Source organism: Xanthomonas maliensis (genome assembly GCF_009192945.1).
In the GTDB taxonomy this organism is placed as follows: Bacteria; Pseudomonadota; Gammaproteobacteria; order Xanthomonadales; family Xanthomonadaceae; genus Xanthomonas; species Xanthomonas maliensis.
Window position 1 is genome coordinate 1 of the sequence record NZ_NSET01000026.1, and the last position, 18,553, is coordinate 18,553.

Below are 18,553 nucleotides of genomic sequence, written 5' to 3' on the forward strand. Positions count from 1 at the left end.
TTTTTGTGTGTTTGGCTGCGGTTCGCGCCAGCGCTATGCGCCTACGTCCCACACCTGGCTGCGCAAGGCGTGGGCCCAACCCCTCCACCCTTCATACCCGCGCCGTCCGCGCGCGCCCCTGGACTCCAAGGCGGGCTTTTCAGCGGGCAGTTGGTGCAGAACTGACGCAGTGACGCCTCGAACTACGGGCGGACCGCGATCGCCCGCCGAGCCTGCCGGATGCCGACAGCGCGTTGAGTGATGAGATCGCGGGCGATCCAATGCGGCAACCCCCACCCCAGCTCCGCCATCCAGATCGAGTACGGGCCAGCACGGGGCCGGAGCTGAGCCCCAAAACGACAAAAGCCCGGCCGAAGCCGGGCTTTTGCTTGGTCCCAGCGGGCTCCCGAAGGAGCCCACGCCAGGCGCGATGGATCAGCGCTTGGAGAACTGGGTGGCGCGACGGGCCTTGTGCAGACCGACCTTCTTACGCTCGACTTCGCGGGCGTCGCGGGTCATGAAGCCAGCCTTGCGCAGGTCGGACTTCAGGGTTTCGTCGTACTCGACCAGCGCACGGGCGATGCCCAGGCGGATCGCACCGGCCTGACCGGTGGTGCCGCCGCCCGAAGCGGTGACCATGATGTCGAAGCTCTCGGTGTTCTTGGTCAGCTCCAGCGGCTGACGCACGATCATGCGCGCAGTCTCGCGACCGAAGAACTCGTCCAGCGGACGACCATTGACGGAGATATTGCCAGTGCCCTTGCGCAGGAACACGCGAGCAGTGGAGGACTTGCGGCGGCCAGTGCCGTAGTTTTGCGAAATCGCCATGATTAGATATCCAGAACCTGCGGCTGCTGAGCGGCGTGCGGATGCTCCGCACCGGAATAGACCTTGAGCTTGCGGTACATCGCACGACCCAGCGGACCCTTGGGCAGCATGCCCTTGACGGCGATCTCGATCACGCGCTCCGGGTGGCGCTCCAGCGCCTGCTCCAGGCTCTCGGTCTTCAGGTTGCCGATGTAGCCGGTGAAGCGGTGATACTTCTTGTCCTTGAGCTTGTTGCCGGTGACGACAATCTTCTCGGCATTGATCACCACCAGGTAATCGCCGGTATCGACGTGCGGGGTATAAACCGGCTTATGCTTGCCGCGCAGACGGCGGGCCAGTTCGGTGGACAGACGGCCGAGCGTCTTGCCGGCGGCGTCGACGAGATACCAGTCGCGCTGGACGGTCTCGGACTTGGCGGTGAACGTAGTCATTGAGAAAACTCTTTGAAGTGGTCGGGCTGATTGCAGCAACCGAAGCCGCTGGAACTTTGCCACGCGTTGTGAAGGTGGAACACAAGAGGCGGGATTGTACGCAAGCGCGCCAGGCCATGCAAGTTGCGCGCTGCAGAGGGCGGCGCGGTTGGCAGTGCCGGCCCGGCGGGAGAGAATCGCCCCATGAGCCAGACTCCCCCCGCCCGCCTGCACGGCCCGCTCGATCGGCTGCTGGTCGAAACCCAGCGCGCCCTGGACACGGTCTTCGGCAATCCGCCGGCCGAACGCCGTAATCCAGCCGCGGACACCCCCGACTCCGCGCTTTCGCCGGACCAGCGCCGGCACGCCGCCGGCCTGATGCGCATCAACCACGTCGGCGAGGTCTGCGCCCAGGGCCTGTACTTCGGCCAGGCGGCGGTGGCGCACGATGACCAGACCCGCCAGCACCTGCTGGCGGCGGCGCAGGAAGAGACCGATCACCTGTCCTGGTGCGCCGACCGCCTGCGCGAGCTCGACAGCCGCCCCAGCCTGTTCAACCCGCTGTGGTATGCCGGCAGCTATACGCTCGGCGCACTGGCTGGCCTACGTGGCGACGACTGGAGCCTGGGCTTCGTGGTAGAAACCGAACGCCAGGTCGAAGCCCATCTGGACGAGCACCTACAGACCCTGCCGACCGAGGACCAACGCAGCCGCGCCATCCTGCAGGTGATGAAGATCGACGAGGCGCGCCATGCCGATCACGCCGAGCAGGCCGGTGCGCGCCGCCTGCCGCCGCCGATTCCCACCGCGATGGCACTGGCCTCCAGACTGATGAAGACCGTCGCCTACCGGCTGTAGCCGGGCCTGGGATCGCCATCGCCGACCCAGGCGCCGATCCTCAGCCTGTCGTCAGCTTCAGGCCGATGACGCCGGCAACGATGACCCCGATGCACAGCAGGCGTGGCCACGAGGCACTGTCGCCAAAGAGCACGACCCCGGCCACCGTCACCCCCAAGGCGCCGATACCGGTCCAAATGGCGTAGCCGGTGCCGACCGGAATGGTCTTCAGGGCCTGGGTCAGGAACCACAGGCTGACGCCCGCCAGGCCCACGGTCGCCACGGTGGGCCACAAGCGCGTGAACCCATCGCTGTACTTCAGCCCCAACGCGAAGCCGATCTCGAACAGACCGGCCAGCACGAGATAGATCCACGGCATCACACACTCCTCTTTCAGAACAAAAAAAAAAGCGGCCCGGTGTCTGCACACCGGGCCGCCGTCGGCTATGGAACGCGATCGCTCGCGTGGCGGGCCGTCCCGCCTGGATGCATCACACGCCCGAGGGCGCCTTACTCACTCGGCCAGATTGCGACCGTGGAACAGCTCTTCGATCTCACGGCGCAGCAACGCCTCGATCTTCATCCGCTCCTTGAACGACAGGTTCTTGGCCTTCTCCTCGAACAAATACTGGTCCAGGTCGAAGTCCTTCAGGTGCATCTTCGTGTGGAAGATGTTTTCCTGGTAAACGTTGACGTCGAACATTTCGTAGCGCGACTTGACGTTCTTGGCCAGGAAGTTCTGGATCGAATGGATCTTGTGGTCGATGAAGTGCTTCTTGCCCTTCACATCGCGCGTGAAGCCACGGACGCGGTAGTCCATGATCACGATGTCCGACTCCAGCGACTCGATCAGGTAGTTCAGGGCCTTCAGCGGCGAAATCACGCCACAGGTGGCCACATCGATGTCGGCGCGGAAGGTCGCGATGCCTTCCTGCGGATGCGTCTCCGGGTATGTGTGGACAGTGATATGACTCTTGTCCATGTGAGCAACTACCGCGTCGGAGATCAGCTCCCTGCCCGCCTGCTTCTTGTCGATCACAGGCTCTTCGGAGATCAGGATCGTCACCGAAGCACCTTGCGGGTCGTAGTCCTGCCGGGCGATATTGAGGATGTTCGCTCCGATGATCTCAGCAACGTCGGTCAGGATCTGCGTCAGGCGATCCGCGTCGTATTGCTCGTCGATGTACTCGATGTAGCGCTGACGCTCTTCTTCGGTACGCGCATAGCACACGTCGTAGATGTTGAAGCTCAACGCCTTGGTGAGGTTGTTGAACCCCTGTAGCCTCAGGCGAGGCAACGGCTTGACCACGGCGGTCGGTCCTTCTGGAAGACGGGAAAGGGGTCAATTATGAGCCAAAGCTCTCATCAACGAAATGCCGGCAGTGAGAATGGTTTACCTTGCATGACTCATGCCGTTAAGCTTCGGGGATCACACGCGGAACTGCCATGAGCCTAGGAAATACGACGGTTGTGACCACGACGGTACGTAGCGCCACCTCTTCACTGACGCTGGACGCCGGAGCCATCGAACGCTTCCTGGCGCATAGCCATCGCCGGCGGTATCCGACCCGGACCGATGTGTTCCGCCCGGGAGACCCTGCTGGCACGCTGTATTACGTGATCAGCGGCTCGGTCAGCATAATCGCTGAGGAAGATGACGATCGTGAGTTGGTGCTGGGCTACTTCGGCAGCGGCGAGTTCGTTGGCGAAATGGGCCTGTTCATCGAGTCCGATACGCGCGAGGTGATCCTGCGCACACGCACCCAGTGCGAATTGGCCGAGATCAGCTACGAGCGGCTGCAGCAGCTGTTCCAGACGAGCTTGTCGACCGACGCTCCGCGGTTGCTATACGCGATCGGCATTCAGCTTTCCAAACGGCTGCTCGACACGACCCGCAAGGCCAGCCGATTGGCCTTCCTCGACGTGACCGACCGGATCGTGCGCACCCTGCATGACCTGGCCAAGGAGCCGGAGGCGATGAGCCACCCGCAGGGCACCCAGCTGCGGGTCTCCCGACAGGAGCTGGCGCGACTGGTGGGCTGCTCGCGCGAAATGGCCGGGCGTGTGCTGAAGAAGCTGCAGGCCGATGGCCTGTTGCACGCACGCGGCAAGACCGTCGTGCTCTACGGCACGCGCTGAGTCTGCTGCGGGCGCGGCCGGTTCTCCGGTCGCGCCTGGCACCGCGTTGGTCAGTGCAACTCCCACCTCATGGGGTTCGAGCGTAGAACGCCGGCGCTCGCGGTCGCTTAGAGCGCGAATGCGCCTCCTTAGCGAAAGCACGAGAGGCAGGCCGTTACTGCGCAGCCCAGCCAGCCGCTACTAGACCGCTTGACCGCCGCGATCGCGGCATCCCCAATTGAGGATCGGTGTGCCATCCGGCAGTACCTGCCGGAACAAGGCCTCGCGATTGGCCTTGGGGTTGACCACGACCGGCACGCGCGCGGCCTTGAGCAAAGGCAGATCGGCGGTGCTGTCGGAGTACGCCACCGCGATCTCGCCATAGCCGCGCTCGCGCAACATGCGCATCTTCTCTTCGTTGTGGCAGTGCCGGTGCGCTGTGACCGCACCCAACCGTGGACCGACCAGGGTCCCGATCACCGGCACGTCCTGATGCGCGACGAAGCCGAGAATGGCCCGCGCCAGCTCCGGCGGCGCACCGGTAGCCACGACGACCCGATCGCCTGCGGCGCGGTGCGCGTTGAACACCTGCAACGCGTGCGGCAGCAGCCGCTGGCGGATCTGCGCCTCGTGGCTCAGCACGTAGGCATCGATGAACCGATTGAACTCGCGCGCGCGGCGCAAACCGAAGGTGGCGATCCAGACATAGCCGGAGATGCCACGGCGACGGGTCGGCAGCATGGCCACCAGCGGGCCGAGGATTGGCGATGCCAACACCGCTGCCAGCAGGCGCAACGGATTGCGCCGGATCAGCCAGGCGAACAAGTGGCTGCCCGAGTCGCCATCGTAGAGCGTGTGGTCGAAGTCGAAGACCACCAGCGGAGCGTCATCGCGCGGTGCAGGATACGACTCAGTCATGCGCGAAGAATAGCTGACGCAAGGCCTCGCCGGGCTCGGGAGCGCGCATGAAGGTCTCGCCGACCAGGAACGCGTTCACACCGTGGCGGCGCATCAGTTGCACGTCGTCGGCGGTGACGATGCCGCTTTCGGTGACCAGCACACGGTCGCGCGGTACCGCCGCGCGCATGTCCAGCGTGGTCTGCAGTGACACCTGGAAGGTGCGCAGATTGCGGTTGTTGATGCCCACCAGCGGCACCGGCACCTGCACCGCGCGCTCGAGCTCGTCGATGTCGTGCACTTCCACCAGGACGTCCAGTCCCAGCTGCATTGCCAGGCCCGACAGGTCCGCCAGTTGGGCATCGTCCAGTGCCGAAACGATCAGCAGGATGCAGTCGGCACCCAGCACACGCGCTTCGTAGACCTGGTAGGGATCGACGGTGAAGTCCTTGCGCAGCACGGGTAGGGTGCAGGCGCCGCGTGCCTGTTGCAGATAGGCATCGGCGCCCTGGAAGAAGTCCACGTCGGTGAGCACCGACAGGCAGCTGGCGCCACCGAATTCATAGCTGACCGCGATATCGGCCGGGCGAAAGTCCGGGCGGATCACGCCCTTGGAGGGGCTGGCCTTCTTCACCTCGGCGATCACCGCCGGCTCGCCGGCGGCGATGCTGGCCTGCAGGGCCGCGGCGAAGCCACGCGTGGCAGGCAGGTCGGCACTGCGCGCGACCAGCTCGGCCAAGGGCACGCGCGCACTGCGCTCGGCCACTTCGTCGGCCTTGCGGGCAAGAATGGTCTTGAGGATGTCGCTCATGCGGTTGGGATCCTGAGAGACCGGCATTATCGGTCAAGAGAGTGAATAGTGCCGCGAACGCGCGCCCGACCTGCGCCGTTTTGCGGCTTGCGCGGCGCGCCAAACGACGCCGGACTGCGCCCGCAGGCCGACTAGCCCGGGACGGGGCCGCGCCGCGCCGCCTGCGCCAACTGCTGTGTACAGGCAACATAGGCCTCCAGCCGGGCACGCGCACGGCCATCGGCAATCGCGGCACGCGCCAGGCCGATGCCGGCACCGATGTCGGTGGCCACGCCGGCCACGTACAGCGCCGCACCCGCATTGAGCACCACGATATCCAGCGCCGGGCCAGCCACGTTATCGAGCACCTGCAGCAGCAGCGCGCGCGACTCAGCCGCATCGGCGACCTTGAGGTTGCGACTGGCCGACATCGCGATGCCGAAATCCTCCGGGTGCACTTCGTACTCGCGCACCTGGCCATCGCGCAGTTCGCCAACCAGGGTGCCGGCGCCGAGCGATAGCTCGTCCATGCCGTCGCGACCCCACACCACCAGCGCGCGCTCGGCGCCCAGCTCCTGCAGCACACGCGCCTGGATGCCGACCAGATCGGGGTGGAACACGCCCATCAGGATGTTTGGCGCGCCAGCCGGATTGGTCAGCGGACCGAGGATATTGAAAATGGTGCGCACGCCCATCTCGCGACGCACTGGCGCCACCACCTTCATCGCCGGATGGTGCACCGGCGCGAACATGAAGCCGATTCCCGCGCGCTCCAGCGAGGCGGCGACCTGGTCGGGCTGCAGGTCGATCGCCGCCCCCAACGCTTCCAGCACATCGGCGCTGCCGGACTTGGACGACACACTGCGATTGCCGTGCTTGGCGACCTTGGCGCCGGCAGCAGCGGCCACGAACATTGCGCAGGTGGAGATGTTGAAGGTATGCGAACCATCACCACCGGTGCCGACGATGTCGACCATGTGACGACGATCGGCGACTTCGACGCGACGCGAGAACTCGCGCATCACCGTCGCTGCACCGGCGATCTCGCCGACGGTCTCCTTCTTGACCCGCAGGCCGGTCAGGATGGCCGCGACCATCGCATCGGAGACATCGCCACGCATGACCTGTCGCATCAGATCGACCATCTCGTCATGGAAGATTTCGCGATGTTCGATGGTGCGCTGCAGGGCTTCTTGAGGCGTGATCGGCATGGGACAACCAGAAAGATGTGAAAGGAAGGACGAGGGGCTGGCACCGACGCGGCTACATGCCGGCGAAGGCTGCGGTCAGCGCGGGCGCTGCATGCGGAAGCGGGCCTGCTCCTGCACCTCGAAGTAATCGGCCGGGCCGCCAGCGCGCAGGATGGTCTGCACCCGCGCTGGATCGTAGATGCCGTCCTGCAACGCAACGTGCGCCAAATGCACGCCGACCACTTCGCCCAGCACCAGCCAGGTATCGACCTGCTGCCCATCGGCACGCTGCAGTCGCAGCAACTGGCTCAGCCGGCACTCGAAACTGACCGGGCTGGCGGCGACGCGCGGTGCATCGATCAACCGCGACGGCGCGGCACGCACGCCGGCCAGCACGAACTCATCCACCTCCGGCGGTACGATCGCCGCACTGGCGTTCATCGCCTCGGCCAGCGGGCGCGTCGCCAGGTTCCAGGTGAACTGGCCAGTCGCTTCGATATTGCGCACGCTGTCCTTCCAACCGGTGCTGGCAAAGCCGACGATCGGCGGCACGTAATTGAACGCATTGAAGAAGCTGTACGGCGCCAGGTTGGCGATGCCATCGGTATTGCGCGAGCCGATCCAACCGATCGGGCGCGGCCCGACGATGGCATTGAAGGGATCGTGCGGCAGGCCGTGGCCCTGCGCTGGTTCGTAGAAGTGGAAGGCGGTGTCGGACCAGTTCATGGACGCCGCCCAGCCGCCGGCATCACCACTGTCGCCCGCCGTACCCGTACCGGCCGCCGCGACATGCGGGCCAGCTCGCGGCGGATGCCTGCACGCTGCGCCTGCCGACCATAGGCGTCTGCCAGAGGCCCAGCTGGCATTGCGCGTCTGTCCAGCAGCTGCAGGCCGGCGCACATCGCCGACATCGGCGCAAACACCGCCCCCGACGCGCTCACGCCGCGCGCTCCAGGAAGTTCTTCAGCAAGGCATGCCCATGCTGGGTCAGGATCGACTCGGGATGGAACTGCACGCCCTCGACCGGATACTGGCGATGGCGCAGACCCATGATCTCTTCCACCGAACCGTCCGGGTTCTCGGTCCACGCGGTGACTTCCAGCGCGTCCGGCAGCGTGGTCTTGTCCACCACCAGCGAGTGATAGCGCGTGGCCTCGTAGCCATCTGGCAGCCCGGCGAACACGCCCTTGCCCTGGTGGCGAATCGGCGAGGTCTTGCCATGCATGATGTTGCCGGCGCGAATCACGTCGCCGCCATACACCTGGCCGATGCTCTGGTGGCCCAGGCACACGCCCAGGATGGGAGTACTCGGTCCGAGCTGCTCGATCAGCTGCAGCGAAATGCCGGCCTCGTTCGGCGTGCACGGCCCCGGCGAGATCACGATGCGCTCAGGCTTGAGCGCGGCGATCTGCGCCACGCTCATCGCGTCGTTGCGCACCACCGTCACCTCGGCCCCCAGCGCCTGCAGGTACTGCACGAGGTTGTAGGTAAAGCTGTCGTAGTTGTCGAGCATCAGCAGCATGGGAGAGGACTCGTTGTGCGATCAGCAAGACCGCATAGATGTTTCGGTGTAGGTGATGGTGCCGGTCGGCAGGCTTTCGCCGACCGCCTTGACACCACCGGCTGGTGCGGGCCGCGACGGCGGTGCCGACGGCGATGGCAGGGTATTGATCTGCGCTGCGGCCACGGTGGACAGCACTAGCGCCATGGCGAGCATGCAACTGGCGAATCGGCGCATCGGTATCGTCCTTGCTGGTTAGCGATGGTCCTGGGACGCAGGAGATTGCAGAAGTGCGGCGATATCGGCGCAGAGACGATCGACGGCGTCGGTGGTGGTCGCCCACGAGGTCACGAAGCGGATCACCCGCTGGTCATCGGCGCGGGTTTCCCAGCGTTCGAAGTCGTAGCGCTGGGACAGCTGCTCCACCTGGGCTGCGCTGAAGGCGACGAACTGCTGGTTGGTCGGCGAGTCGCTGCTGAGCTGCGCGCCTGCCGCAAGCAGGCCGGTACGCAAACGCTGCGCCATCGCATTGGCATGCGCCGCCAGCGTGAAGAACAGCCCGTCTTCGAACAAGGCTGCGAATTGCGCACCGAGCACCATTCCCTTGGCCAACAGTGCGCCCCGCTGCTTGATCAGATAGCGCAAATCGGCCTGCAGCGCCGGATTGACGATGACCAGCGCTTCGCCGAGCAACGCGCCATTCTTGGTCCCGCCGATATAGAACGCATCGGTCAGTGCGGCGATGGTCGGCAGATCCAGGTCGTTGCCGTCGGCTGTCAGGGCAGCGCCCAGGCGGGCGCCGTCCAGGTACAGCAGCAGATCGTGCGCGCGACAAAAGCGCGACAACGCGTCGAGCTCGGCGTGCGTATAGATGGTGCCGCTTTCGGTGCTGTTGGAGAGATAGACCAACCGCGGCTGCACCATGTGCTCGTTATCGTGCACGGCGAGTACCGGCTGGATCAGCGCCGGCGTCAGTTTGTCGTGCGGCGCGGCGATCGTGAGCACCTTGTGGCCGGTGGCCTCGATGGCGCCGGTTTCATGGGTGGCGATATGCGCCGCTTCCACCGCGATCACCGCCTGATGCGGACGCAGGAACGCGCTGATCGCAATCAGATTGGTCTGGGTGCCACCGACCAGCAGGTGCACCTCCGCCTGTGGCTGCGCGACCGCATCGCGGATCAATGCGGTCGCGCGTGCAGTGTGCTGGTCGGTGCCATAGCCGGCACTTTGCTCTGCACTGGCCTGCGCGATGGCCTGCAGCACGCGCGGATGCGCACCTTCGCTGTAGTCGTTGCGAAAGCTGATGCGCATAGGACTGCCCTGCCCGTCCATCACAGCCCCTTGGCCGCCTGGGACACGGCGCGAAACAGCGCGCGTCCCTTGTTCATCGTTTCCTGCCACTCCAGGTCCGGGTCGGAGTCGTAGACCACGCCGCCGCCGGCCTGCACATAGAGATAGCCGTCCTGGATGACCGCCGTGCGGATCGCGATGGCGGTATCGGCATCGCCATGCCAGCCGATGTAGCCGACCGCACCGGAGTAGACGTTGCGTTTGACCGGCTCCAGCTCACGGATGATTTCCAGCGCGCGAATCTTCGGTGCGCCACTGACGGTACCGGCCGGAAAGGTCGCCCGCAGCACGTCGCTGTAGCTGAGGCCCGCCTTGAGCGTGCCGGTCACCTCGCTGACGATATGCATGACGTGGCTGTAGCGTTCGATCACGAATTGCTCGCCGACCTGGACGGTGCCCGGCTCGGCGACGCGGCCGACATCGTTGCGGCCCAGATCGATCAGCATCACGTGCTCGGCACGCTCCTTGGGGTCGGCCAGCAGTTCGGCTTCCAGCGCCTGATCCTGTTCGGGGGTGGCGCCGCGCGGCCGGGTGCCGGCGATCGGCCGCACAGTCACCACGCCATCGCGCAGCCGCGCCAGGATCTCCGGCGAGGAGCCCACCACCTGGGTGCCGCCGACATCGAGGAAATACATGTACGGCGATGGGTTCAAGGCCCGCAACGCGCGATACACATCGACCGGGCGGGCGCGGAACGGCACGCGCAGCCGCTGCGACGGCACCACCTGGAAGATGTCGCCGGCGCGCACATAGTCCTGCGCCGTCCGCACCACCGCGTGGTATTCCTCGCGGGTAAACGAGGAGCGGAAATCGACCTCGTCGATCGCATCGGAGATCTGCGCCTGCGGATAACCGGCGCCGCCCTGACGCAAGCGATGCGCCAGCTCGTCCAGCCGACGGTTGGCGCGCGCATAGGCCTGCGGAAGGCGCGGGTCGGCATGCACGATCAGGTACAAGCGTCCCTTGAGGTTGTCGAACACCGCCAGTTCTTCGGACAGCATCAGCAGGATGTCGGGCGTGCCCAGTTCATCGGGCTTGTCGCCGCTGCCGAGGCGCGGCTCGATGTACTGGATGCATTCAAAGCCGAACCAGCCCACCAATCCACCGGTGAAGCCGGGCAGGCCGTCGAGTTGCGGTACCGAATGTTCGGCGCGCAGCGCCTCGACTTCCGCCAGCGGGTCGGCGACCTGGCGCGTCTGCACCACTTCGCCATGCTCGCTCACCTCCAGCGTCTGGCCGCGAAAGCTGTAAACACGCCGCGCCGGCAGGCCGATGATGGAGTAGCGACCGAAGCGTTCGCCGCCCTCGACCGATTCGAACAGGTAGGTGTAGGGACCGTCGGCGAGCTTGAGGTAGACCGAGAGCGGGGTGTCCAGATCGGACAGCACCTGCCGGACGACGGGGATGCGGGTATGGCCTTCAGCGGCCTGGCGCTGGAACTGCTCTGCAGTGATCAAGACGACTTTCCTTCCGGGACTCTGTGACGGGGCGGACGACGGCAACAGGCCACCATCGCCACCAGCGGCGAGCGGAAGAGAAGGAGCGCGGGGTCGTCAGGCGGGACACGCGGCTACTGTAGCGCAACTGCGGCACGAGCACAGCCGCAGCCGCGGCGGCCGGACCCGGTCTTCGCCCGCCTGCCGGCCGCTTCGCTTGGCGGGCCTCAGCTGGCCTAGCCCAGTGGACGCCCTGCCAGACGGCCGCCGGCGTCACTGGGCGGATCGCCATGGATGGCCCGCTGCTGGCCGGCCTTGCGCGCGGCGCCGGCGCATCCAGGCAGACCGAGCAGAAGGCGGTCGCGGCGGCGCGCTCAGCGCCCGCGCTGGCGCAGGGGACTCGCTGACCGCAATACGCCGTCGTCGTCACGGCTCAGCCCACCGCCTGACAGAGTGGGCAGCCGAGCGGCAGATGCATGCGCAGCCGAGCCGGCACGCAGTCGATACGGAAGCGCTGCGCGGCCTCGGGCTCGCCATCCAGATTCAGCGTCAGCGATTGCTCGCTGGCGATCTCCAGCCAGGGCAATCGGCGGCGAATGGCGACCCGCTCCAGGGCCGCCTGCTTGCCGCCGGTCACCAGGGTGCCGAGGGTGGCGGCCACCTCGCCGGTGAGCGCGGGCACGATGGTGAGATCGAGCAGGCCATCGTCGATCAACGCTTCCGGGCACAGCGCCTGGCCGCCACCGGCCTGACGTCCGTTGCCCAGCCCCAGCGCAATGAAGTCGCCGTCCCAGTCGAAGTCCGGGCCGCTGAAACGGGCGCGGATCGGGTCGATGCGTCCCAGCCGCGACATGCCGGTGATCAGATAGGCCAATCCGCCCAGCATCTTCTTCAGGCCCTCGTCGGTCTCGACGGTCACCTGGGTGCCGAAACCGCCGCTGGCGACATTCGCGCACCAGTGCGCACCGTGCGCGGTGTCGATCCGCAGCAGATCGACCGGCTGTGCGGGCCGTTCGAGAATCAGTTGCAAGGCCTCCAGCGGCGCGACCGGCACCGCGGCCGCGGTGGCGAAATCGTTGGCGGTGCCGAGCGGCAGCAACCCAAGGCTCGGCAAGACGTCGGCAGCGTCGGGTTGATGCGCCAGCGCGGCGGCGACCTCGCTGAGCGTGCCGTCGCCGCCAGCGGCCACGACCGTCTGCACGCCGTCGGCCAAGGCCTCAGCGACGTAGCGCTCGGCATCGCCCGCTTCCCACGTCACCCGCACGTCGATCCGGACCCCGCGCGCACGCAACGTCGCGACCGCCTCGCGCAGATCCTCGTTGTCGGTGGACTTGCCGTTGAGGATCAGTCGCCAATGGGCCAGAACCATGCGCGCCGCCGCTGCGGAGGTGAGAAGGCTGGCAGGCTAGCAATGGCGCAATGGGGAGGTCGTGAATGGGCGCAGCCGCGCTGTCATGGCGATGTCACCGAACACCCGGAACATGGAAGGCCATAGCAGGGACGACGGGCGGAGGCAGGATCAGCCTCCAATTTTCCAGAAGGCCGCCCAGTGGGCGGCCTTCTTCATTGCGCAGCGAGCTACCCGCCGCGCACGGTGGGTGCGCTCAACCGCTCGCAGCGAACGCGGCCAGACGGTCGCCATCCAGCCGGTAGACCGTCCATTCGTCCATCGGACGAGCGCCTACTGCGGTATAGAAGTCGATTGCCGGCTGGTTCCAGTCCAGCACCGACCACTCGAAGCGTCCGCAACCGCGCTGCACCGCCAGCCGGGCCAGATGGCGCAGCAGCGCCAACCCGGCGCCCTGCCCGCGTGCCTGTGGGCGCACGAACAAGTCTTCCAGGTACAGGCCGTTGCGGCCCAGCCAAGTCGAATAATTGAAGAAATACACCGCAAAGCCCACCGCCTGGCCGTCCTGCTCGCAGATCACCGCATGCGCGGTGGCACCGTCGCCGAACAGGCTGGCGCGCAGATCCTCCGGGCTGGCGAGGACGGCGTCCGGCTCGCGTTCGTAGACCGCCAGCGCGGTCACCAGCTCATGCAACAGCGTCGCATCGTCAGGCGTTGCACTGCGGATCCGCAGCGCGGAGCTGGCGTCGCTCACCGCACCGCATCCACGGCCGCACGCATCTGCGCAATCACCGCCGCGTAGTCGGGCGCATTGAAGATCGCCGAGCCGGCGACGAAGGTGTCGGCACCGGCAGCAGCGATCTGGCCGATGTTATCGGCCTTGACGCCACCATCGATCTCCAGCCGGATCGGCTTGTCCTGGGCGTCGATGCGTGCGCGGATCGCACGCAGCTTGTCCAGCGCCGAGGGAATGAAGGCCTGGCCGCCGAAGCCGGGATTGACCGACATCACCAGCACCAGATCCAGCTCCGGCAGCACCCAGTCGAGGATATCCACCGGCGTGGCCGGATTGAGCACCAGCCCGGCCTGGCACCCATGCGATTTGATCAGCTGGATGGTGCGGTGGACGTGGCGGCTGGCTTCGGGATGAAAGCTGATGGTGGTGGCGCCGGCCTCGGCGAAATCCGGCACGATCCGGTCCACGGGCTCGACCATCAGATGCACGTCGATCGGCGCGGTGACGCCGTGCTTGCGCAGTGCCTGACACACCATGGGCCCGATGGTGAGATTGGGGACATAGTGGTTGTCCATCACGTCGAAGTGCACCCAGTCGGCACCGGCCTTGAGGACGTTGTCCACTTCCTCGCCGAGGCGGGCGAAGTCGGCGGAGAGGATGGACGGGGCGATCGCCGTCGGTTGCATGGGCAGCTCGAAGAAATGCAGGACGCGCATTGTCGCAACGGTGGCCCAGCGAGGAAAGCTGGTTGCGTCGGCGGCCTCGACGTGCAGGCGCGGCACCCTCGCCGGATTGGCCGTGGCAGCCGCCAGGGCATCGCAGGTCGCGACGGTCGTGTCTTGTTCGGGGGCAGCAAGGTCCGCTGCGCCTGCGCCGCCGTCAGCGCTTGCGCAGCCGCTGGATCCGGTCGTAGGCGGCGTTGATCTGGCTGGCCTTGCGCTCGGCCTGGCGTCGCGCCTCGGGCTCGGCATTGGCCACCTTGTCGGGGTGGTAGCGCGACATCAGCCGGCGATAGGCCAGGTCGATCTCGGCATTGGTGGCGTCCGGTTCCAGGCCGAGCGCCTGGTAGGGGTCGTCCTCGCGACGCTTGAACCACCCGGCATCCACCGCATGGCCGATCGCCAGGCCGATCGCCACGCCCACCAGCGGGGCCCCGCGGAACAGCAGCGCGCCGGCCAATGCACCGAGCAGTTTTCCGTACCAGGACATGGGGGCGATCGACGGACCGGTGGGCGGGTTGGCGATCTTACCCGAAGCCCCGCCCTGCCTGGCGCGACGGCCCGGACCGCCGGTCGTGCCGCCCCTCGTCCAGGGCTGTCGACAAATCCAGCGCGGCGCCCCGAAGCGCCGTACACTACGCGGCCCGCTGTTCATCCGCGGGCCCGCCGGGTCCCGGGGACAGCGTCTTGCGACGTCCTGAGGAGTGCCTGTGTCGACCACGCTGTTGCAATCCGATCTGCCCGGCCTGCCGTTGCGTCATCGAGGCAAGGTCCGCGATGTTTTCGACATCCCCCGCGAGCGCCTGCCTGCCGATGCCCCGGCCGGCGATTACCTGCTGATGGTGGCGACCGATCGCCTGTCCGCCTTCGATGTGGTCTTGCCGGACCCGATCCCCGGCAAGGGCGAGATGCTGTGCCAGGTCTCCAACTTCTGGTTCCACAAGACCGAACACCTGATGCCCAACCACCTCACCGGCATCGACGTTGCGGCAGTGCTGCCCGAGGGCGTGGACGCTGCGCTGTATGCCAAGCGCGCGGTCGTCACCCGCAAGCTCAAGCCGGTGCCGGTGGAAGCCATCGCCCGCGGCTACTTGATCGGCAGCGGTTGGAAGGACTACCAGCGCACCGGCAAGGTCAGCGGCATCGAGTTGCCCGACGGGCTGCGCCAGGCCGAAAAACTGCCCGAACCGATCTTCACGCCTTCGACCAAGGCCGCGGTCGGCGACCACGACGAGAACATCGACTTCGACGCCATGGTCAAGACGGTGGGTGCCGAACTGGCCGAGCGCGTGCGCGATGCGACCTTGCGCATCTACCGCTTCGCTGCCGATTACGCCGCCGAGCGCGGCATCTTGCTGGCCGACACCAAGTTCGAGTTCGGCACCGATGCCGATGGCCGGCTGTACATCATGGACGAGATGCTGACCCCGGATTCCTCGCGCTACTGGCCGGCCGACCAGTACGAAGTGGGCAGCAGTCCGCCGAGCTACGACAAGCAGTTCGTGCGCGACTACCTGGAAACGCTGGACTGGGGCAAGACGGCGCCAGGCCCGGCGCTGCCGCAGGACGTGATCGACCGCACCCGCGCCAAGTACGCCGAAGCGCTGCAGCGGCTGGCCGATCTGCACGTGGCCTGACGACAACGCCCGCGCGCTGTCGGCGCGGGCGATCCAGCCGGCAACCGGCGCTGCGCGAGGTGTACCGCGCACCCCGTCTGTCGCGGCAGCGGCTGCAATATCTTGCCGGCCTGCGTCGACGCAGGCTGGCATGGCCATCGGATGCGGCCGCACGGACATTCGACCGAATGCCGCACTCGCAACGACTAGGTGCGGCGCTGCGCGCGCCCGGCGACAAGCACAGACCGCTGTCTGCGATGCGCTCCACATTGCAAGCAGGCCGAGCGCACAAAATGCAACACGGCTGAAATTTTTACTGTTGAGCCCTCTTCGAATGTGCAAGCGTGTGTGGCGGCACTTGCTGCCATCCGCGATCGGCCGCACGAACTCGCCGCCGGTCTTTGCATTGCACGTTCTGGGAGAGAGTCGTCATGCAATTCCACGTTCTGGGCGCGGCGATCTGCTGCGCGCTGTGCCTGCCTGTTGCCGCCTCCGCGGCGGACCTGTCGACCGATGCCGCGGTCGCGCGCGCGCAAGCCCTGCTTGGCGGTAGCGCCGCTGCACTGGTCGGCCGCGCGCCGGCCGACAGCTTCATCGCGCGGGACCGCATCATCGATGCCGATGGCACCGAGCATGTGCGTTTTGATCGCAGCTACCAAGGCTTGCCGGTGATCGGCGGCGATGTGGTGGTGCACTCGCAACGCGGCGTCATGCGTCAACTGAGTCAAACCCTGGACAGCAACCTGCGTCCGAGCACACGACCGGCGATCGATGCCGACACCGCGCTACGGGTCGCCGGCGCGCGCTTCAGCGCGACGCAGGATGCGCCGCCGCGTGCCAGCCTGGCGCTGTATGCGCGCCAGGGAACGCCACGCTTGGTCTACGAAGTGATCTACAGCGGCATCGCGCCGGATCAGACGCCGACCGAAATGCATTATGTCGTCGATGCACTGGACCAGCGCATTCTCGAATCGTGGGACACGGTCCATACCGCCTGCAGTGGCGGAACCAGTGCGACTGGCAGCGGTCGTTCGCTGTACGCCGGCACCGTGACGCTGTCCACCACCCGCTGCAGCAACGGCTACGAGCTCACCGATCTGAGCCGCGGCGGTGGCGCAACCTACACGATGAGCAATGCCACCTCCGGCAACGGCAGCTTGCTCACCGATGCGGACAATGCCTGGGGCAACGGCGCCAGCAGCGATGCGGCGACGGTGGCCGTGGATGCGCACTATGGCGTGTCATTGACCTGGGACTACTACCGAAGCACCCACGCCCGCACCGGCATTGCCAACGACGGCAAGGGCGCACGCAGTCGCGTGCACTACGGCAACCGTTACAACAACGCGTTCTGGTCGGACAGCTGCTTCTGCATGACCTTCGGCGATGGCGACGGCAGCACCTTCACTCCGCTGGTCGCAGTCGACGTGGCCGGGCACGAGATGACCCATGGCGTCACCAGCCGCACTGCGCGACTGGTGTATTCGGGCGAGTCCGGTGGTTTGAACGAAGCGACCTCCGACATCATGGGGACCATGGTGGAGTACTACGCCAACAACAGCGCCGAGCCGGGCAATTATCTGATCGGCGAAAAGTTGGTCGCCAACAACAGCAGCGGCACCCTGGCACTGCGCTACATGTTCAAGCCCAGCCTGGATGGCGATTCGCCGGACTGCTATGGCAGCGGCATCGGCTCGCTCAACGTGCACTACAGCTCCGGCGTCGCCAATCATTTCTACTATCTGTTGGCCGAAGGCGCGGTGGTGCCGAGCGGCTTCGGCACCGACAGCAGCTGGAAGCTGACGCCAGCCAGCCTGGTCTGCAACGGCAATACGGCGCTCGCCGCGATCGGGCGCGACGCGGCCAGCCGCATCTGGTACCGCGCGCTCACCGTCTACATGACCTCCTCCAGCAACTATGCCGCCGCACGCCGCGCCACGCTGAGCGCGGCCAGCGACCTGTACGGCGGCAGTTCAAGCCAGTACCGCGCAGTGGCTGCGGCCTGGAGCGCGGTGTCGGTGAACTAATGTCGGCGCTCCCTGCCGCGTCCACCCGCACGGCAGGGAGCATTGCCACGATCCGCGTCGGCACGCGTATGCTGGGGTCATTCCTGGGAGGGAACATGACCGAACGCACGACCCTTGCGCGCCCGATCGAGCGCTATTTCGCCAGCTATTCGGACGATCACCGTCATCCGGCCAATCAGCAGATCCATGTCCTGGCCGTGCCGGCGATCCTATGGTCGGTGGTGGCACTGCTGTGGTGCATTCCGGTCGCCGGCAGCTGGTTCAGCAGCGGCGTCTGGGCCGCGCTGGCGATGTTCGCGGCCTGGAGCTACTACAACCGGCTGTCACGGCCGTTGGGCCTGGGCATGCTGGCGATGTTCTTCTTCTTCGGCTGTCTGTGCCGACTGATCGAAGGCCGGGTGGGCCTGGGCGGCCTGCTGAAGGGAGCGGCGGCGGTGTTCGTGCTGGCGTGGATCGCCCAGTTCGTCGGCCACAAGATCGAAGGCCGCAGGCCCAGCTTCCTCACCGACCTGGTGTACCTGTTGATCGGACCGGCCTGGGTGCTGTCCAAGCTGTACCGGCATCTGGGCTGGCGCTACTAGAGCGTGTGATGCACCGCTGACGGCACGGCGGAGGGCGCGGGATCGGCGATGGTCACAGAGCGCCGAACATGGTGGGACGCTTTGCAGCATACCCAGCACGCTGCGATTGCGCGTCGCGGACTTCGCGTTGTCGGCGTCATGAGGGCGACGACGTTGACGCAGACGTCAGTCAACGGTTTGTTAAGCTCTT

At 66.4% G+C, this 18,553-nt stretch carries 20 protein-coding genes and 1 pseudogene; 5 read left to right on the forward strand and 16 right to left on the reverse strand.

Features of this window, described 5'->3' with window-relative positions; translation table 11 throughout:
- Positions 1 to 414 precede the first annotated feature (414 nt).
- Together rpsI and rplM are read right to left on the reverse strand one after the other, a co-directional pair.
- Positions 415 to 807 (reverse strand): 30S ribosomal protein S9, encoded by a 393-nt coding sequence (gene rpsI / locus CKY51_RS08960; RefSeq protein WP_022973628.1) that lies wholly within the window; start codon positions 805 to 807, stop codon positions 415 to 417.
- Between the two features lie 2 nt (positions 808 to 809).
- Positions 810 to 1,238, reverse strand: a complete 429-nt coding sequence (rplM, locus tag CKY51_RS08965) for a 50S ribosomal protein L13 (protein ID WP_152249129.1) — start codon at positions 1,236 to 1,238, stop codon at positions 810 to 812.
- A gap of 183 nt (positions 1,239 to 1,421) precedes the next feature.
- Here rplM and coq7 point away from each other — a divergent pair, with 183 nt between their 5' ends.
- Positions 1,422 to 2,075 carry a 2-polyprenyl-3-methyl-6-methoxy-1,4-benzoquinone monooxygenase gene (coq7, locus tag CKY51_RS08970; protein ID WP_022973625.1) on the forward strand — a complete coding sequence of 218 codons (654 nt, stop codon included), beginning with the start codon at positions 1,422 to 1,424 and terminating at the stop codon, positions 2,073 to 2,075.
- A gap of 40 nt (positions 2,076 to 2,115) precedes the next feature.
- Here coq7 and CKY51_RS08975 read toward each other — a convergent pair whose 3' ends face one another.
- Positions 2,116 to 2,433, reverse strand: coding sequence for a DMT family transporter (locus tag CKY51_RS08975; RefSeq protein WP_031340443.1), 318 nt, complete (start codon positions 2,431 to 2,433; stop codon positions 2,116 to 2,118).
- A 135-nt stretch (positions 2,434 to 2,568) separates the two neighbouring features.
- Positions 2,569 to 3,363, reverse strand: coding sequence for an adenosylmethionine decarboxylase (gene speD / locus CKY51_RS08980; protein WP_152249130.1), 795 nt, complete (start codon positions 3,361 to 3,363; stop codon positions 2,569 to 2,571).
- Between the two features lie 137 nt (positions 3,364 to 3,500).
- Here speD and crp point away from each other — a divergent pair, with 137 nt between their 5' ends.
- Entirely contained in the window at positions 3,501 to 4,193 is a 693-nt protein-coding gene (gene crp, locus CKY51_RS08985) for a cAMP-activated global transcriptional regulator CRP (protein WP_152249131.1), read from the forward strand.
- Positions 4,194 to 4,373: 180 nt separating this feature from the next.
- Here crp and CKY51_RS08990 read toward each other — a convergent pair whose 3' ends face one another.
- The 12 genes and pseudogenes from CKY51_RS08990 to CKY51_RS09040 form a co-directional block, all read right to left on the reverse strand.
- Complete coding sequence (locus tag CKY51_RS08990) at positions 4,374 to 5,090, reverse strand: haloacid dehalogenase-like hydrolase (RefSeq protein WP_022973622.1); 717 nt, start codon at positions 5,088 to 5,090, stop codon at positions 4,374 to 4,376.
- Positions 5,083 to 5,880, reverse strand: a complete 798-nt coding sequence (gene trpC, locus CKY51_RS08995) for an indole-3-glycerol phosphate synthase TrpC (RefSeq protein ID WP_022973621.1) — start codon at positions 5,878 to 5,880, stop codon at positions 5,083 to 5,085. Before trpC ends, CKY51_RS08990 begins: the two co-directional genes overlap by 8 nt.
- Before the next feature lie 131 nt (positions 5,881 to 6,011).
- Positions 6,012 to 7,070, reverse strand: coding sequence for an anthranilate phosphoribosyltransferase (trpD, locus tag CKY51_RS09000; protein ID WP_022973620.1), 1,059 nt, complete (start codon positions 7,068 to 7,070; stop codon positions 6,012 to 6,014).
- A gap of 75 nt (positions 7,071 to 7,145) precedes the next feature.
- Positions 7,146 to 7,775: a flavin reductase family protein gene (locus CKY51_RS09005; RefSeq protein ID WP_022973619.1), complete on the reverse strand. Its 630-nt coding sequence runs from the start codon at positions 7,773 to 7,775 to the stop codon at positions 7,146 to 7,148.
- Between the two features lie 211 nt (positions 7,776 to 7,986).
- Positions 7,987 to 8,571 carry an anthranilate synthase component II gene (locus tag CKY51_RS09010; protein ID WP_022973618.1) on the reverse strand — a complete coding sequence of 195 codons (585 nt, stop codon included), beginning with the start codon at positions 8,569 to 8,571 and terminating at the stop codon, positions 7,987 to 7,989.
- A gap of 13 nt (positions 8,572 to 8,584) precedes the next feature.
- A pseudogene (locus CKY51_RS22950) lies at positions 8,585 to 8,709 on the reverse strand (SIMPL domain-containing protein); the annotation flags it as partial.
- A 96-nt stretch (positions 8,710 to 8,805) separates the two neighbouring features.
- Complete coding sequence (locus tag CKY51_RS09015) at positions 8,806 to 9,882, reverse strand: threonine aldolase family protein (protein ID WP_031340440.1); 1,077 nt, start codon at positions 9,880 to 9,882, stop codon at positions 8,806 to 8,808.
- Entirely contained in the window at positions 9,882 to 11,357 is a 1,476-nt protein-coding gene (gene trpE / locus CKY51_RS09020; RefSeq protein ID WP_022973615.1) for an anthranilate synthase component I, read from the reverse strand. Before trpE ends, CKY51_RS09015 begins: the two co-directional genes overlap by 1 nt.
- Before the next feature lie 412 nt (positions 11,358 to 11,769).
- Positions 11,770 to 12,705 carry a lipid kinase YegS gene (yegS, locus tag CKY51_RS09025; protein WP_022973613.1) on the reverse strand — a complete coding sequence of 312 codons (936 nt, stop codon included), beginning with the start codon at positions 12,703 to 12,705 and terminating at the stop codon, positions 11,770 to 11,772.
- 235 nt (positions 12,706 to 12,940) lie between these two features.
- Positions 12,941 to 13,438 (reverse strand): GNAT family N-acetyltransferase, encoded by a 498-nt coding sequence (locus CKY51_RS09030; protein WP_022973612.1) that lies wholly within the window; start codon positions 13,436 to 13,438, stop codon positions 12,941 to 12,943.
- Positions 13,435 to 14,136: a ribulose-phosphate 3-epimerase gene (rpe, locus tag CKY51_RS09035; RefSeq protein ID WP_031340438.1), complete on the reverse strand. Its 702-nt coding sequence runs from the start codon at positions 14,134 to 14,136 to the stop codon at positions 13,435 to 13,437. Before rpe ends, CKY51_RS09030 begins: the two co-directional genes overlap by 4 nt.
- A 163-nt stretch (positions 14,137 to 14,299) precedes the next feature.
- Positions 14,300 to 14,629 carry a J domain-containing protein gene (locus tag CKY51_RS09040; protein WP_022973610.1) on the reverse strand — a complete coding sequence of 110 codons (330 nt, stop codon included), beginning with the start codon at positions 14,627 to 14,629 and terminating at the stop codon, positions 14,300 to 14,302.
- A 220-nt stretch (positions 14,630 to 14,849) separates the two neighbouring features.
- On the opposite strand from CKY51_RS09040, the gene CKY51_RS09045 reads away from it, so the two are divergent.
- The 3 genes from CKY51_RS09045 (at position 14,850) to CKY51_RS09055 (ending at position 18,363) form a co-directional block, all read left to right on the forward strand.
- A complete protein-coding gene (locus tag CKY51_RS09045; RefSeq protein ID WP_022973609.1) occupies positions 14,850 to 15,776 on the forward strand; it encodes a phosphoribosylaminoimidazolesuccinocarboxamide synthase in 927 nt (308 codons plus the stop codon).
- Positions 15,777 to 16,186: 410 nt separating this feature from the next.
- Positions 16,187 to 17,782, forward strand: coding sequence for a M4 family metallopeptidase (locus CKY51_RS09050; protein ID WP_022973608.1), 1,596 nt, complete (start codon positions 16,187 to 16,189; stop codon positions 17,780 to 17,782).
- Positions 17,783 to 17,877: 95 nt separating this feature from the next.
- On the forward strand, positions 17,878 to 18,363 hold the full coding sequence (locus tag CKY51_RS09055) for an Mpo1 family 2-hydroxy fatty acid dioxygenase (RefSeq protein ID WP_022973607.1): 486 nt from the start codon (positions 17,878 to 17,880) through the stop codon (positions 18,361 to 18,363).
- The last annotated feature ends 190 nt before the right edge of the window (positions 18,364 to 18,553 follow it).

Coding starts and splice junctions, on each gene's coding strand:
- CKY51_RS08990 (WP_022973622.1), bottom strand. CDS start 5,090: ATGACTGAGTCGTATCCTGCACCGCGCGATGACGCTCCGCTGGTGGTC.
- CKY51_RS09005 (WP_022973619.1), bottom strand. CDS start 7,775: ATGAACTGGTCCGACACCGCCTTCCACTTCTACGAACCAGCGCAGGGC.
- CKY51_RS09015 (WP_031340440.1), bottom strand. CDS start 9,882: ATGGACGGGCAGGGCAGTCCTATGCGCATCAGCTTTCGCAACGACTAC.
- CKY51_RS09050 (WP_022973608.1), top strand. CDS start 16,187: ATGCAATTCCACGTTCTGGGCGCGGCGATCTGCTGCGCGCTGTGCCTG.
- CKY51_RS09040 (WP_022973610.1), bottom strand. CDS start 14,629: ATGTCCTGGTACGGAAAACTGCTCGGTGCATTGGCCGGCGCGCTGCTG.
- yegS (WP_022973613.1), bottom strand. CDS start 12,705: ATGGTTCTGGCCCATTGGCGACTGATCCTCAACGGCAAGTCCACCGAC.
- CKY51_RS09055 (WP_022973607.1), top strand. CDS start 17,878: ATGACCGAACGCACGACCCTTGCGCGCCCGATCGAGCGCTATTTCGCC.
- rplM (WP_152249129.1), bottom strand. CDS start 1,238: ATGACTACGTTCACCGCCAAGTCCGAGACCGTCCAGCGCGACTGGTAT.
- CKY51_RS09010 (WP_022973618.1), bottom strand. CDS start 8,571: ATGCTGCTGATGCTCGACAACTACGACAGCTTTACCTACAACCTCGTG.
- trpD (WP_022973620.1), bottom strand. CDS start 7,070: ATGCCGATCACGCCTCAAGAAGCCCTGCAGCGCACCATCGAACATCGC.
- coq7 (WP_022973625.1), top strand. CDS start 1,422: ATGAGCCAGACTCCCCCCGCCCGCCTGCACGGCCCGCTCGATCGGCTG.
- rpe (WP_031340438.1), bottom strand. CDS start 14,136: ATGCGCGTCCTGCATTTCTTCGAGCTGCCCATGCAACCGACGGCGATC.
- rpsI (WP_022973628.1), bottom strand. CDS start 807: ATGGCGATTTCGCAAAACTACGGCACTGGCCGCCGCAAGTCCTCCACT.
- trpC (WP_022973621.1), bottom strand. CDS start 5,880: ATGAGCGACATCCTCAAGACCATTCTTGCCCGCAAGGCCGACGAAGTG.
- crp (WP_152249131.1), top strand. CDS start 3,501: ATGAGCCTAGGAAATACGACGGTTGTGACCACGACGGTACGTAGCGCC.
- CKY51_RS08975 (WP_031340443.1), bottom strand. CDS start 2,433: ATGCCGTGGATCTATCTCGTGCTGGCCGGTCTGTTCGAGATCGGCTTC.